The following is a 13660-nucleotide window of genomic DNA, read 5'->3' as shown; positions in this document are numbered from 1 at the left end:
GGTATGTCGGGCGACATTTAGGGGACTAAATGCGAGACAAAACCTTAAGCGAGACGAAAACGCACCCGTTGCCCCGGTCGCACTTGCGCGGCCTGGTCCAGATCCGCTTCGTCCACCACCGCGATCACCGGATAGCCGCCGGTCACCGGGTGGTCGGCCAGGAACAGGATCGGCTGCCCGGAAGGAGGAACCTGCAACGCGCCCGGCACGGCGGCCTCGGGTGGCAACTCGCCGCCTCGCGCACGCGACAGCACGGGCCCCTCGAGTCGCACGCCCACGCGATCGACGTCGGCGGTGGCGACGTAACCGGAAGAGACCAAAGTGGACAGTGAGTCGGAAGTGAACCACGAAGCCCGAGGGCCGGCGGTGACTCGCAAGACGGGCTCATCCGCGAGGGGAGCGCGAGGTGCCAGGTCGACAGCGGGGTGGGGCAGCGCCCGCTCTCCCACCGGCAAGGTCATCCCGGCCGAAAGCGCGGGTGGGCCGAGCTTTCCGAGGGTGTCGGTCGCCCGCGCGCCCAGCACCGGAGGGACGTCGATGCCGCCGCGCACGGCGACATAGCAACGCAGACCTCGAGAAGCCATCCGGAGAACGAGTTCGTCGCGGGGGCCGACCGGGATCGGGGAGTCCGGGCCGAAAGCTCGCCCGCCCGCGGTGATCGAGCAGGGCGCGCCGGTGACGGCGACGGTCGCCGGAGCCGAGAACCGCAGGACGAGGCCGCCAAGGACGCACTCCAGAGCCGCGTGGCCCTCAGGGTTTCCGACCAGCCGGTTCGCCAGCCGCAGCGAACCGCGGTCGGCGGCACCGGACCGGCCGACGCCGATCGCGGCCAGCCCTGGTCGCCCGAGATCCTGCACGGTGGTGAAGACCCCGGGGTGGATCACGTCGATCTTCGCGGTCATGAAGTGAACCGGATCCGGGTACCCGGTGCCAGCAGGTTCGGCGGCTCTCGCTCGACGTCCCACACCGGCAGTGAGGTCCGCCCGATCAGCTGCCAGCCGCCGGGCGAGGCGTTCGGGTACACCGCCGTGTACTCGCCCGCGATCGCGACCGAACCGGCGGGCACGCGGGTGCGCGGGCTCGTCCGGCGCGGCAGGTGCAGTGCGGGGTCGAGTCCGGTCAGGTAGGCGAAACCCGGTGCGAAGCCGCAGAACGCCGAGACGTAGGTCCCGTCCTCGTGCCGCCGGACGACCGCCTCGGCCGACATGCCGGCGGCGGCCGCGACGTCGACCAGGTCCGGGCCGTCGTAGCGCACCGGCACGATCATCTCGGCGGCCTCGCGTGGTTTGACGTCCACTGTGGACCGATCGAGGACGTCGCCCGCGAGCCGGTCGTGATGGGTCCTGCCCGGGTCGAACCGGATGAGCAGGGTCCGCGCGGCGGGGACCAGTTCGAGGACGCCGTCCGGCGGGTCCTGCTCCAGTGACGCGTGCAGCCCGAGCACCTCCGACGGATCGTCGAAGTCGACCATGGCCGCACGCGCCCCATAGGGCAGCACCCGCATCACGCGGCCTCGAGGAAGGATCCGATGTGGACACCGGAAGCGTCGAGCCCCGCGCGGATCCGTCGCGCCAGCTCGACGGCGCCGGGCGTGTCGCCGTGCACGCACAGCGAATGCGGTTGAAGTGCCAGCTCGGTCCCGTCGATGGCGACGACCTTGCCGGTGGTCGCCATCGCGACCGCCCGCTCGGCCACCTCGTCGGCGTCGTGGAGTACGGCGCCCGCGAGCTTCCGGGAGACCAGAAGGCCTTCCGGCGTGTACGCGCGGTCCGCGAAGGCCTCGGCGTACGCGGGGAACCCGGCTTTTTCCGCCTGCTTGGCCATTTCCGACCCCGGCGGGCACAGCAACGCGAGCCCGGGGTGGAACCGCCGGATCCCCTCGACGACCGCGGCGGCCTGCTCGGGATCCACCGCGGCGGTGTTGTACAACGCTCCGTGCGGTTTGACGTACCGGACCCGCGTGCCCGCCGCGCGGGCGAACGCGTCCAGCGCGCCGATCTGATAAAGCACGTCGTCGGCCAGGTCGGCGGGGGCGACGTCCATCGCCCGCCGCCCGAAGCCGGCCAGGTCGCGGTAGGCGACGTGGGCGCCGATCACGACGCCCCGTTCCGCCGCGCGTTGGCAGACGCGCCGCATCACCGACGGATCGCCGGCGTGGAAGCCGCAGGCGACGTTCGCGCTGGTGACGATGTCGAGCATGGCGTCGTCGTCACCCATTTTCCAGGCACCGAAGCCCTCGCCGAGATCACTGTTGAGGTCCATCAGGCCACCCTGAACTCACTGTCGAGTTTGTCGGTCACGAACATGTAGCCCGGCGCGTGCGTGATCGCGAACGGCGGCCGCGAGGCCATCAGCGCCGCCTGCGGGGTCACGCCGCACGCCCAGAACACCGGCACGTCACCGGGTTCCGCGTCGACCGGATCCCCGAAATCCGGCTTGCCGAGATCGGCGATGCCGAGCGCGGAGGGATCGCCGATGTGCACCGGGGCCCCGTGCACGGCGGGCATCCCGCGGGTGAGGCGCACGGCGTCGTCGACGCGGTCTTCGGGGATCTGCCGCATCGAGACCACCATCGGCCCGTGCAGGCGTCCGGCGGGAACGCACTCGCGGTTCGTCACGTACATCGCCACGTTGCGGCCCTGGTCGACGTGCCGCAGCGGGATGCCCGCGGCGGCCAGCGCCGATTCGAAGGTGAAACTGCAACCGATCGAGAACGCGACCATGTCGCTGCGCCACAACCCGCTCGTGTCCGCGAGTTCGCCGGCCAGCGCGCCGTTCTGCCAGACGCGGTAGCGCGGCAGGTCGGTGCGCAGATCCGCGCCGGGCGCCAGCCGCGTCGACGGGTCGCCGGGATCGCTGACGTCGAGCACCGGACAGGGCTGCGGGTTCCGCTGGCAGAACAGCAGGACGTCGTAGGCCCAGTCCTCGGGGACGGCGATCAGGTTGGTCTGGGTGAACCCGGTGGACCAGCCGGTGGTCGGGCGGGCGGTGCCCGCGCGGAACAGGGCGCGGGCCTCGCCGGGGGACAACGTCGCCGGTTCGTCGAAGGTGGTCATCGCGGTACCTCCTCTTCCGATTGTGGTCACAGGAGTTCGCGGCCGCGAGTCTCGGGCAGGCCGAGCAGTGCCAGCGCGGCGATCCCGTAGCCGACCGCGCCGAACACCATCGCGCCGCCCGCGCCGAGGAAACCGACCACGGCGGGGAAGGTCGCGCCGATGGCCCGGCCCAAGTTGTAGGTGAAGCCCTGTCCGGTCCCGCGTAGCGCCGACGGGTACAGCTCGGCGAGGAAGGCGCCGAACCCGCTGAAGATCGCGGACATCGAGAATCCGAGCGGGAAGCCGAGGAACAGCACGAGCGTGTTCGCACCCGCTGGGATCTGTGTGTAGGCGACGATGAGACCCGCCGACAGCACCGAGAACAGCAGGAATGTCTTCTTACGCCCCAAGATATCCGTGAGATAGCCGCCGGTGACGTACCCGATGAACGCACCGGAGATCAGGAACGCGAGGTAGCCACCGGTTCCGATGACGGTGAGGCCGCGGGTGGTCTTCAGGTAGCTGGGCAGCCAAGTCGCGAGCGTGTAGTAGCCGCCCTGGACACCGGTGGCGAGCAGCGCGGCGAAGAACGTCGTGCGCAGCAGATCCGGCTTGAAGATGCCCGCCAGCGAACCGCGTTCCTTCTTCGTGGCACGGGCGGCTTCCGCGACGGGAGCGTCCTGGACGTTGCGCCGGACCCACAGCACCAGCAGCGCCGGGATGACGCCGGTCCAGAACATCACGCGCCAGGCGATGTCCGGGCTGAACAGGCTGAAGACGACGGTGTAGACGACGACCGAGAGCGCCCAGCCGACAGCCCACGCACTCTGCACGAAGGCGACCGTGCGGCCGCGATACTTCGCCTGCGAGTACTCCGCCACCAGCGCGGCGCCGGCGGCCCATTCGCCACCGAAGCCCAGACCCTGCAGCGCGCGGAAGATCAGGAGCGTCTCGAAGTTCGGCGCGAATCCGCAGAGCACGGTGAAGATCGTGTACATCGCGATGGTGATCTGAAGGGTGCGTACGCGGCCGATGCGGTCGGCCAGGATGCCCGCTCCGATGCCGCCGATCGCCGAGACCACCAGCGTCGTGGTGCCGAGCAGGCCCGCCTCGCCGCCGGAGAGGCCGTAGTAGGCGGTGATCGCGGCCAGGCCCAGCGGCAGGGTCTGGTAGTCGAACGAGTCGAGCCCGTATCCGCCGAACGCGCCGACGAAGGCACGGCGGCCTCGCGAACCGAGCGTGCGGAACCAGGCGAAGGGGCGAGTGTCTTCGGTAGTGGCTGTCGCGTTCATCGGCACCTCCAGAGGTGACTTTTCAGGGTGGCACGGGTCACATGAGTAGGCACTTTAGGGATTGTTCAACAATTCCACAAGAGGATCCTTGGCTGAGACTCTTGTGCCTAGGTAGGATCGGTCACGTGACGATTGCGGAGGGTGGTCCTGCCTCGGTAGAGGGACTCGAGGCTGATCGCGGCATGATCAGCCGCACCAGCACGGCCGAACGGGTCGCGGGTGTCCTTCGCACGCGTATCGCGGAGGGGTTCTTCCTGCCCGGCGTCCGGCTGTCGGAACACGACATCGGCTCGGCGCTCGGCGTCTCCCGCAACACGCTGCGCGAGGCCTTCCGGCTGCTCACGCACGAACGGCTGCTGACCCATGAGCTCAACCGCGGTGTCTTCGTGCGGGTGCTGCCCGTCGAGGACGTCGTCGACCTCTACAAGGTGCGCAAGGTCGTCGAGTGCTCGGCGGTGCGGGCGGTGACGGAGAAGCCCCCGACGTTCGCGAAGCTCGCGCGCCTGGTCGAGGACGGCAAGCTGGCCGAGCGGAGTGAGCGCTGGCAGGACCTCGGCACCGCGAACATCCGGTTCCATTCGGCGATCGCGGAACTCAGCGGCAGCGAACGGATCGACGAGCTGATGCGCGGCATTCTGGCCGAGTTGCGGCTGGTGTTCCACATGATGGCCGACCCGCGGCGCTTCCACGAGCCGTACCTCAAGCGCAACGCGGAGATCCTCGAGCGCATCGAAGCCGGCGACGGACTCGGCGCCGAAGAGCTCCTCGCGCAGTACCTCACCGACGCCGAAAACCAGCTCGTCGAGGCCTACGCCGAACGCTCCCAGACGCAACCCGGCACCTGATTGCGCTAGTTCGCGTGCCACTCTACCGCAATTCGGCACCTGATTGCGATAGTCGGCGAGGCGAACTATCGCAACCAGGTGCCGAATTGCGGGGGTTCGGTGACGTCTAGGGAGTGGTCCACTTCTGGTTCGCGCTGCCGCCGCAGGTCCAGATCTGGAGTCTGGTCCCGTTCGCGGAGCTGTTGCCGGTGGCGTCGAGACACTTGTTCGCCTGCGGGTTCACGATGTCGCGCGCGCCGCTGATCGCCCACTTCTGCGCGCCGGATCCGTTGCAGTCCCACAGTTGCACGGCCGTGCCGTCGGCGGTGCCTCCACCGGAGACGTCCATGCACTTGCCGAGCGCGCGGATCGTGCCGTCGCCGCCGATGGTCCAGTTCTGCGCGGCATTGCCGTTGCAGTCAGTGATCTGGACCGGCGTGCCGTTGGCGGTGTTCGCGCCCGCGACGTCGACGCATTTCCCGCCGATCCCGGTGATCCGGCCGCTCCGCCCGGCCGTGTCGCTGGAATTGACGTGCACGTAGTCGACGACGAGACGTTGCGGGAAGACCGTGCTGGAGTTCGGGTCACCCGGCCAGTAGCCGCCGACCGCGAGGTTCAGGATCAGGTAGAAGGGGTGGTCGAAGACCCAGCGGTTGCCGTTGAGGTCGGCCGGGGTGCGGGTCTGGTAGAGGTTGCCGTCCACGTACCACTTGATCTGGTTCGGTGCCCAGTCGACGGCGTAGGTGTGGAAGTCGTCGGAGAAGTTCGGGCCGTTGTAGGCCGCGCCGATGCCGCCCGCGCCGGAGTAGCCGGGGCCGTGGAGGGTGCCGTGCACCGTGTTCGGCTCGAAGCCGACGTTCTCCATGATGTCGATCTCGCCGCTGTTGGGCCAGCCGACGTTGCCGATGTCGGCGCCGAGCATCCAGAACGCGGGCCACATCCCCTGTCCGCGCGGCAGTTTCATCCGCGCTTCGAACCGGCCGTAGGTCTGGGTGAACTGGCCCTGTGTGGACAGTCGCGCCGAGGTGTACTCGCAGCGCCCGTACCAGCAGTTGTAGTTGCCGGGGTTCTCCTTCTTCGCGGTGATGACGAGGTTGCCCTGGCCGTCGAGCGCCGCGTTGTTCGTCCCGGACGTGTACCACTGCCGCTCGTGGTTGTTGACATTGTCGCCGGTCTCGAAATGCCACTTCGACGTGTCGATACCCGCGCCGGCGGGCCCGTTGAAGTCGTCGGTGAAGGTCGCGGCCGTGACCGCGGCCTCGGCGGCCGGGGATTGGGCCGTCGCCGGGAGTAAGCCGAGGAGGACGCCGGCGGCGAGGAGTGCCGCCCAGCGAAAACGGGAGGAGATGGACATCGTTGTCGCCTCTCTTCGCAGGCAGAGAACTACTTTGTTGTGCCTGGCAACAAAGTATGCATGGTCTCTACCACTGCGACAAGACGTATTTTTCGAACTCGAATTAAGGTCAGGCGGCGGTGCCGCGCTTCGATCCGGCCGTCCGCGGGTCCGCGCCCTGGTCGAGGAGGGCGGCGACCGGGAGGGTGGCGGCTCCTATGGCGACGGCGTCCGGGCCGAGCTGTCCGAGTCCGATCTCGGTCTGGCCGAACACGTGCGCCAGCGCGTGCTCGCCCGCCACACGCCGGATCTCGGGCAGGTACTGCTCGCCGAGCGTCAGCCCGGCCCAGCCGCCCAGCACGATCCGCTCCGGATTGAACAGGTTGATCAGATTGCCGATGCCCGCGCCGAGGTAACCCGCCGTCTCCTCCAGCACCTTGGCCGCGGCCTTGGACTTGCCCGCGGACTCCAGCAGGGCGGCGAACTGCGTCTGCTCGTCCTCGCCCGAGGCGGCCTTTCCGCCGCGCGCCTTGCGATAGCGGGCGAGAACGCCCTCCGCGCCGACGTAGGACTCCAGGCAGCCGCGCGATCCGCAGCGGCACTCCTGTCCGCCGTAGACGATCGTCGTATGGCCCCATTCGCCCGCGCTGCTGGTGGAGCCCCGGTACGTGGTGCCGTCGGTGACCACGGCCGCGCCGACCCCGGACCCGATCAGGACGATCACCGCGTGCCGGGCGCCGCGGCCGGCGCCGAACCACATTTCGCCCTGGCCCTGGGTTTTCGCGCCGTTGTCGATGAACAGCGGCAGCTCGACACCCTCCGCGCGCAGGAGATCGGTGAGCGGGACCTCTTTCCAGCCGATGGTGGGCGCGTGCACACGCAGCGCCTCACCCTGTTCGACGGTGCCGGGGACGCCGACGCCGACACCGAGCACGGTCGCCTCGTCGATCCCCGATTCCGTGATCACCTCGCGAAGTCCGGACGCCACCTGGGTGACGGCCGCCGCCGCGTCCGGCCGGGGTGAGGCGAGCGGATGCTCGACGGTGGCGAGCCGGTTCATGGTGAGGTCGAACAGTTCGACCTTCACGCCGGTCTCGCCGATGTCGACGCCCGCGACATGGCCGTACGCCGGGTCGACGCGGAGCAGCACACGCGGCCTGCCGCCGTCGGACTCGACGAGCCCGGCTTCGGTGATGAGGCGTTCTTCGCCGAGTTCGGCGGTCACGTTGCTGACGGTCGCGGCGCTCAAACCGGTCAGACCGCTCAATTCGTGGCGGCTGAGCGGGCCGTCGAAGTAGAGTTTCGACAGCAGGAGGGAACGGTTGTGCCGCCGCAGGTCACGGACGGTGGTGCGCTTGGCAGGCATGCGGATACCCATCTTATGGCGGCGGACCTTTCCAGGATGCCCCACGACCTTAGCCTCCGCCATGTATCAACTGGTGAAATAAGGCGGGAAGAGGGTCATGACGGGGGACGACGAGCTCATCGGCACCTTGCCGCCCGGCTTCCGATGGGGGGTCGGCAGCTCGGCGTACCAGGTCGAAGGCGCGGTCGCCGAAGACGGAAGAACACCGTCCATCTGGGACACCTACGCCCAGTCCCCGTGGTCCGTCGACAACGGTGACACCGGCGAGGTCGCCTGCGATCACTACCACCGGATGCCCGCCGACGTCGCGCTGCTCAAGGAACTCGGCGTCGACACCTACCGGTTCTCCGTTTCCTGGCCCCGTGTGCAGCCGCGCGGTCGCGGCGGCATCAACCCCGCGGGTATCGCCTTCTACGACCGGCTGGTCGACGAACTGCTCAACAACGGCATCGACCCCTGGCTGACGCTGTACCACTGGGATCTGCCGCAGCACCTCGAAGACGCGGGCGGCTGGCCCGCGCGCGACACCGCCGTCCGGTTCGCCGATTACGCGATGCTCGTGTTCGAGCGGCTGTGTGACCGGGTCCGCCACTGGACCACACTGAGCGAGCCGTGGTGCACGGCCATGCACGGTTACGTCCACGGGGTGATGGCGCCCGGCCGCCGGGACGCGAAGGCGGGGATGGCGGCGGCGCATCACCTGCTGCTCGGCCATGGTCTCGCCGTGCGGCGGATGCGGGAACTCGCCCCGCCCGGGACGAAGTTCGGCATCACGCTCAACCTGAGCACCGCCGATCCGGCCACCCCCAGCGAGGCCGATCGCGAGGCCGCCCGGTTCGAGGACGGCCTCGGGACGAGGTTCTACCTCGACGCGCTCGTGCACGGCCGGTATCCGGAGGACGTCCTCGAGGCCCTTGCGCGGCAGGGCATCCGTCTGCCGTCCGAGCCGTGGGACCCGTCGATCATCGCGGCACCGCTCGACTTCCTCGGCGTCGACTACTACTTCGGGACGCGGTACTCCGGGGTGGAGGAGAACGGGAAAGCGGTGGAGCACTTCGGGATGCCGTCGTTCCGCAAGGTGCCGTTCGGGGCGCCGTCGACGGTACTGGGCTGGGAGATCCTCCCGCACAAGCTCACCGAACTGCTCGTCCGGATCAGCCGCGACTATCCCGGTCTGCCCCTTTATGTCACCGAAAACGGCGCGGCGTTCGCCGACGTCCCCGACGAGACCGGATTCGTCCGCGACGAAGACCGCGCCGCGTACCTTTCCGCGCACATCGCCGCCACGGCCGCCGCGCGGCAGGCGGGCGCGGACGTCCGCGGCTACTTCGCCTGGTCCTTTTTGGACGGTTTCGAATGGGCGTACGGCTACGCGAAACGGCTCGGCCTGGTGCGAGTCGACCGCGAGACGCAGGCACGGACGATCAAACAGAGCGGGCTGGCGTACCGCGACATCGTCGAGCGGGTGCGCGGCGGACGGCGGTAGGGTCCGCCCCACCCTTGATCCGGCGGTCCGCTCCCTGTTTCCCGATGGTCCCGCGTCCTAAGTTCGGCAGCGAAAGTCGTTCGCCGGTAAAGGAAACGTGGGGGACAGTGATGACCGTCAGGATCGAGCAACGTGACCAACGGGAGGCGGCGCCACGGAAATCGTGGTGGCGAAGGGCATCGATGGCGCCGTTGGGGCCGTTGGCCGTCATCGTCGTGGTGTTCCTGGCCTTCTCGATGCCGCCGTACCTGGCGATGGACCCGTCGCTGTCACGGGTCCCGCAGCCGGCCGGGTTCACGTCGCACTACTGGTTCCTCGCGGCGCACGTGCTGTTCGGCTCGATCGCGATGGTCGGGGCGCTGCTCCAGATCTGGCCGTGGTTCCGGGCGAAGTACCCGGCGGTGCACCGGAAGATCGGCCGGGTGTACGTCTTCGCCGGGGTGCTCCCGGCAGGGCTGCTCGCGCTGACCGTCGGCGCGATGAGCCCGTTCGGCCCGGTGACACGGGTGGCCAACGTGCTGGCCGGGGTGCTGTGGCTGGCGTGCACGTTCGCCGGCTGGCGCGCGGCACGGCAGCGCCGGTTCGGCGATCACCGCCGCTGGATGATCCGCAGCTTCGCGCTGACCATGTCGATCATCGTCAGCCGTCTGGTCGGCCCGGTCGCGGTGATCGTGCTGCAACCGCAGCTGGAGACCACGTTCGGCGGCAGCGAACTCGCCTTGACCCAATCGGTCGCCGGGATCACCGCCTGGCTGAGCCCGACACTGGTCATGCTCGCCACGCAGTGGTACCTCGATCGCCGCCCGGCTAAGAAGAAGTCAGCGATCGCGCGATGATCGTCCGCTGCACTTCGGACGCGCCCTCGTAGATCCGCGGCGCGCGGACCTCGCGGTAGAGGTGTTCGAGCAGATGACCTCGCCGCAGCGCCCGCGCGCCGTGGATCTGCACGGCGGAGTCGACGACGTACTGCGCGGTCTCGGTGGCGAACAGTTTCGCCATCGCGGCGCGGCCGGCGAGGTTCCGCTCGCCCGCGTCGTAGGCGGCGGCCGCGGCGTAGACCAGCAGACGCGAAGCCTCGGTGCGGGTCGCCATTTCGGCGAGGGTGTGCGCCACGGTCTGCTGCTTCAGGAGCGGGCCGCCGAACGCGACCCGGGTCTGCGCGTGGGCGACGGCGGCGTCGAGCGCGGCCTGCGCCATCCCGACGGCGAACGCGCCGACACTCGGCCGGAACAGGTCCAGTGTCCGCATGGCCACGCCGAAACCGCGGTCCTGTTCGCCGAGCAGCTCGTTCCGTTCCACGCGGACGCCGTCGAAGACCAGGGTGCCGATGGGATGCGGGCTGACGAGGTCGAGGTGCTCACCCGACAGCCCGGCGCGGTCGGCCGGGACGACGAACGCGGACACGCCGCGCGAGCCCGCTTCCGGTGTGGTGCGGGCGAAAACGCTGTAGAAATCGGCCTCGGGGGCGTTGGAGATCCACATCTTCTCACCGGTGAGACGCCAGCCGTCGCCGTCGGGCTCGGCGGCGAGTTCCAGCGCCGCCGCGTCCGAACCCGCGTTCGGTTCGGTGAGCGCGAAAGCGGCGACGGCGTCACCCGCGGCCACGGCGGGCACCCACTTCGAGACCTGCGAGTCCTGTCCGGACTGAAGCACCGGATACGTGCCCAAACCCTGCAACGCCAACGCGGTCTCGGCTTCGGTGCTCTGGCTCGCGAGCGATTCCCGCAGGATGCACAGATCCGTCGCGGCGGCTTCCCGGCTCGGGCTGCCGCCGTCGACGCCGGGGAACAGCCGGGAGAGCAGGCCGAGCGCGCCCATTTCCTTGAGCAGCGGCCGGTTCACCGCGCCTTCGGTGCCGGATTCGGCCAGTGGGCGGAGCTTTTCGGTGCCCAGCCGCCGGACCTCGTCGGCGAAGGCCTGCTGTTCGGGGCTCAGTGCGAAGGCTGTCATCGGTCGCTCCCAGGTCGCCAGCGGGCGTGTGCGGTGCCGGGTTCGCCCGAACGCAACAGCTCCAGCCGTGGTTTCGGCCCGTCGGTGCGGCCGCCCTGCGGTTTCCGGCTGCCCGCCGCGAACTGCTTCGGCCACGGCATCGGATAGCCCTGTTCGGCGGCGGCGTGCAGTGTCCACTGTGGATCGTAAAGGTGTGTCCTGCCGAGCGCGCACAGATCCGCGCGGCCCGCCAGGATCAGCGAGTTGACGTCGTCGTAGGAGGAGATCGCGCCGACGGCGATCACCGCGATCCCGTACTCGCGCCCGATCTCGTTGCGGATCCGGTCCGCGTACGGCGTCTGGTAACTGCGGCCGTACTCGGGTTTCTCCTCGCTGACGACCTGACCGGTCGAGACGTCGATGCCGTCCGCGCCGTGTTCGGCGAACGCGCGGGCGATCTCGACGGCGTCGTCGACGTCAATCCCGCCGTCGTACCAGTCGGTCGCGGAGATGCGGACCGTCATCGGCCGCTCCGCGGGCCAGGCCGCGCGGACGGCGTCGAAGACTTCGAGCGGGAAGCGCAGCCTGTTCTCCAGCGAGCCGCCATATTCGTCGGTGCGCCGGTTGGTCAGCGGCGACAGGAAAGACGACAGGAGGTAGCCGTGCGCGCAGTGGAGTTCGAGGAGGTCGAACCCGGCGCGCGCGGCGGCAGCGGCGGAGTGCGCGAACTGGTCGCGGATCTCTTGTAGCTCAGGGATCGAGAGCTCGCGCGGGGTCTGGTTCGCGTCGCTGTACGGGATCGCGGACGGGGCGCGGATCTCCCAGTTGCCCTCGGGCAGCGGCTGGTCGATGCCGTCCCACATCAGTTTCGTGGAACCCTTGCGCCCGGAGTGGCCGAGTTGGACGCCGATCCGCGCGGGCGTGTGGCCGTGGACGAAGTCGGTGACTCTTGCCCAGGCTTGTTCTTGTTCTTCGGTGTAGAGGCCGCCGCAGCCCGGGGTGATGCGGCCGGTTTCGGAGACGCAGACCATCTCCGTCATCACCAGCCCGGCGCCACCGAGCGCCTTGCTTCCCAGGTGTACCAAGTGGAAATCGGTCGGGACGCCGTCTTCGGAGGAGTACATGTCCATCGGCGAGACGACGACGCGGTTCGGCAGGTCGAGGTTCCCGATCCGGAACGGCTGGAACATCGGCGGCCGCACGTCGGAGTCCAAAGTAGACGCGAACCAGGTGTCCAGTTCGGCGGCGAACTCGGGATCGCGCAGCCGGAGGTTGTCGTAGGTGACGCGGCGGCTGCGGGTGAGGATGTTGAACGCGAACTGCGCGGGGTCCTGGTGGGTGTACTGGCCCATGTTCTCGAACCACTCCAGGCTCGCCTGTGCGGCGCGCTGGGTGGAGGTGACGACGGGGCGGCGTTCGGCCTCGTAGGCTTCCAACGCACTGTCCATATCGGACTGTTCGTGCAGGCAGGCGGCGAGCGCGAGTGCGTCCTCCATGGCGAGTTTCGTGCCGGAGCCGATGGAAAAGTGCGCCGTATGCGCGGCGTCGCCGAGCAGGACGACGTTCTCGTGCTGCCAGCTCGCGCAGCGCACGGTGGCGAACGCGGTCCACTTCGAGTTGTTGGCGAACACCTGATGGCCGCCGAGGACGTCCGCGCACAGTTCGCGGATGACCTCGATGGACTTCTCGTCGCTTTCACCCGGCGCCAGCGCGGTCGCGGCGATCTCACCGAACGCGCGCTGCCAGACGTCCTCGTGCAGTTCGAGGATGAACGTGCTCGCGGTGTCGCTGTACGGGTAGCCGTGGATCTGCATGATCCCGTGCGGGGTTTCGAGGACGTGGAACTTGAAGGCGTCGAACACGAGATCCGTGCCGAGCCAGATGTACTTGCAGCGCCTGGTCTGGATGTCAGGCCTGGTGGTCTTGGCCAGCGCGTTGCGGGTCGGGGAGTTGACGCCGTCCGCCGCGACGACGAGGTCGTACTCGGCGCTCGCCTCGGCCGCGCTCGGCGCCTCGGTGTGGAAACGGACGTCCACGCCGAGCTCCGCGCAGCGTTCCTGGAGGATGCCGAGCAGCCGTTTGCGGCTCATCGCGGCGAACCCGTGCCCGCCGGAGGTGTGCACCGTGCCGCGGAAGTGGACGTCGATGTCGTCCCAGCGCGCGAACTCGGCCCGCATGGCGGCGTGGATCACCGGATCGGCGTGTTCGATCCCGCCGAGCGTCTCGTCGGAGAACACCACCCCGAACCCGAAGGTGTCGTCGGGCGCGTTGCGCTCCCAGACGGTGATCTCGTGATCGGGATGGAGCTGTTTCGCCAGCGTGGCGAAGTAGAGCCCCGCCGGGCCGCCGCCTAACACCGCGATACGCACGTCGCTCAGGGTATGTCGCGGTATGT

Annotated in this window: 12 protein-coding genes; 3 read left to right on the top strand and 9 right to left on the bottom strand. The window is 69.1% G+C overall.

What is annotated here, in order from left to right; translation table 11 throughout:
* Window positions 1-44 precede the first annotated feature (44 nt).
* From ACLJO0_RS27755 to ACLJO0_RS27735, 5 genes are read right to left on the bottom strand one after another with little or no spacing between them, the layout of a single operon-like run.
* Window positions 45-902, bottom strand: a complete 858-nt coding sequence (locus ACLJO0_RS27755) for a biotin-dependent carboxyltransferase family protein (protein WP_410581487.1) — start codon at window positions 900-902, stop codon at window positions 45-47.
* On the bottom strand, window positions 899-1504 hold the full coding sequence (locus ACLJO0_RS27750) for a 5-oxoprolinase subunit B family protein (RefSeq protein ID WP_410581485.1): 606 nt from the start codon (window positions 1502-1504) through the stop codon (window positions 899-901). Before ACLJO0_RS27750 ends, ACLJO0_RS27755 begins: the two co-directional genes overlap by 4 nt.
* A complete protein-coding gene (locus ACLJO0_RS27745) occupies window positions 1504-2262 on the bottom strand; it encodes a LamB/YcsF family protein (protein WP_125792846.1) in 759 nt (252 codons plus the stop codon). The genes ACLJO0_RS27750 and ACLJO0_RS27745 overlap by 1 nt, the downstream gene beginning before the upstream one ends.
* The gene (locus ACLJO0_RS27740) at window positions 2262-3056 is read right to left on the bottom strand and encodes a putative hydro-lyase (protein WP_410581483.1); all 795 of its coding nucleotides are present in this window, start codon (window positions 3054-3056) and stop codon (window positions 2262-2264) included. Before ACLJO0_RS27740 ends, ACLJO0_RS27745 begins: the two co-directional genes overlap by 1 nt.
* A gap of 26 nt (window positions 3057-3082) precedes the next feature.
* Window positions 3083-4327: an MFS transporter gene (locus ACLJO0_RS27735; protein ID WP_410581482.1), complete on the bottom strand. Its 1245-nt coding sequence runs from the start codon at window positions 4325-4327 to the stop codon at window positions 3083-3085.
* A 182-nt stretch (window positions 4328-4509) separates the two neighbouring features.
* Between ACLJO0_RS27735 and ACLJO0_RS27730 the strand changes: the two genes are divergently transcribed.
* Window positions 4510-5172: a GntR family transcriptional regulator gene (locus ACLJO0_RS27730; protein ID WP_410581803.1), complete on the top strand. Its 663-nt coding sequence runs from the start codon at window positions 4510-4512 to the stop codon at window positions 5170-5172.
* A 106-nt stretch (window positions 5173-5278) separates the two neighbouring features.
* Here ACLJO0_RS27730 and ACLJO0_RS27725 read toward each other — a convergent pair whose 3' ends face one another.
* Both ACLJO0_RS27725 and ACLJO0_RS27720 read right to left on the bottom strand, forming a co-directional pair.
* The gene (locus ACLJO0_RS27725; protein WP_410581481.1) at window positions 5279-6505 is read right to left on the bottom strand and encodes an RICIN domain-containing protein; all 1227 of its coding nucleotides are present in this window, start codon (window positions 6503-6505) and stop codon (window positions 5279-5281) included.
* A gap of 109 nt (window positions 6506-6614) precedes the next feature.
* On the bottom strand, window positions 6615-7862 hold the full coding sequence (locus ACLJO0_RS27720; protein WP_410581479.1) for an ROK family protein: 1248 nt from the start codon (window positions 7860-7862) through the stop codon (window positions 6615-6617).
* Between the two features lie 85 nt (window positions 7863-7947).
* Between ACLJO0_RS27720 and ACLJO0_RS27715 the strand changes: the two genes are divergently transcribed.
* Entirely contained in the window at window positions 7948-9336 is a 1389-nt protein-coding gene (locus ACLJO0_RS27715) for a GH1 family beta-glucosidase (RefSeq protein WP_410581477.1), read from the top strand.
* 182 nt (window positions 9337-9518) lie between these two features.
* Window positions 9519-10172 (top strand): DUF2306 domain-containing protein, encoded by a 654-nt coding sequence (locus ACLJO0_RS27710; protein WP_410581476.1) that lies wholly within the window; start codon window positions 9519-9521, stop codon window positions 10170-10172.
* On the opposite strand, the gene ACLJO0_RS27705 is transcribed toward ACLJO0_RS27710, so the two are convergent.
* Window positions 10144-11286, bottom strand: a complete 1143-nt coding sequence (locus tag ACLJO0_RS27705) for an acyl-CoA dehydrogenase family protein (protein ID WP_410581475.1) — start codon at window positions 11284-11286, stop codon at window positions 10144-10146. The two genes, ACLJO0_RS27710 and ACLJO0_RS27705, sit on opposite strands and share 29 nt — an antisense overlap.
* The gene (locus ACLJO0_RS27700) at window positions 11283-13634 is read right to left on the bottom strand and encodes a bifunctional salicylyl-CoA 5-hydroxylase/oxidoreductase (RefSeq protein WP_410581473.1); all 2352 of its coding nucleotides are present in this window, start codon (window positions 13632-13634) and stop codon (window positions 11283-11285) included. Before ACLJO0_RS27700 ends, ACLJO0_RS27705 begins: the two co-directional genes overlap by 4 nt.
* Between the last annotated feature and the right edge of the window lie 26 nt (window positions 13635-13660).

Origin of the sequence: Amycolatopsis sp. lyj-108 (assembly GCF_046549005.1) — a bacterium.
Classification (GTDB): Bacteria; Actinomycetota; Actinomycetes; order Mycobacteriales; family Pseudonocardiaceae; genus Amycolatopsis.
The sequence above is the reverse complement of the archived record's forward strand: the minus strand, read 5'-3'. Positions and strand labels throughout refer to the sequence as shown.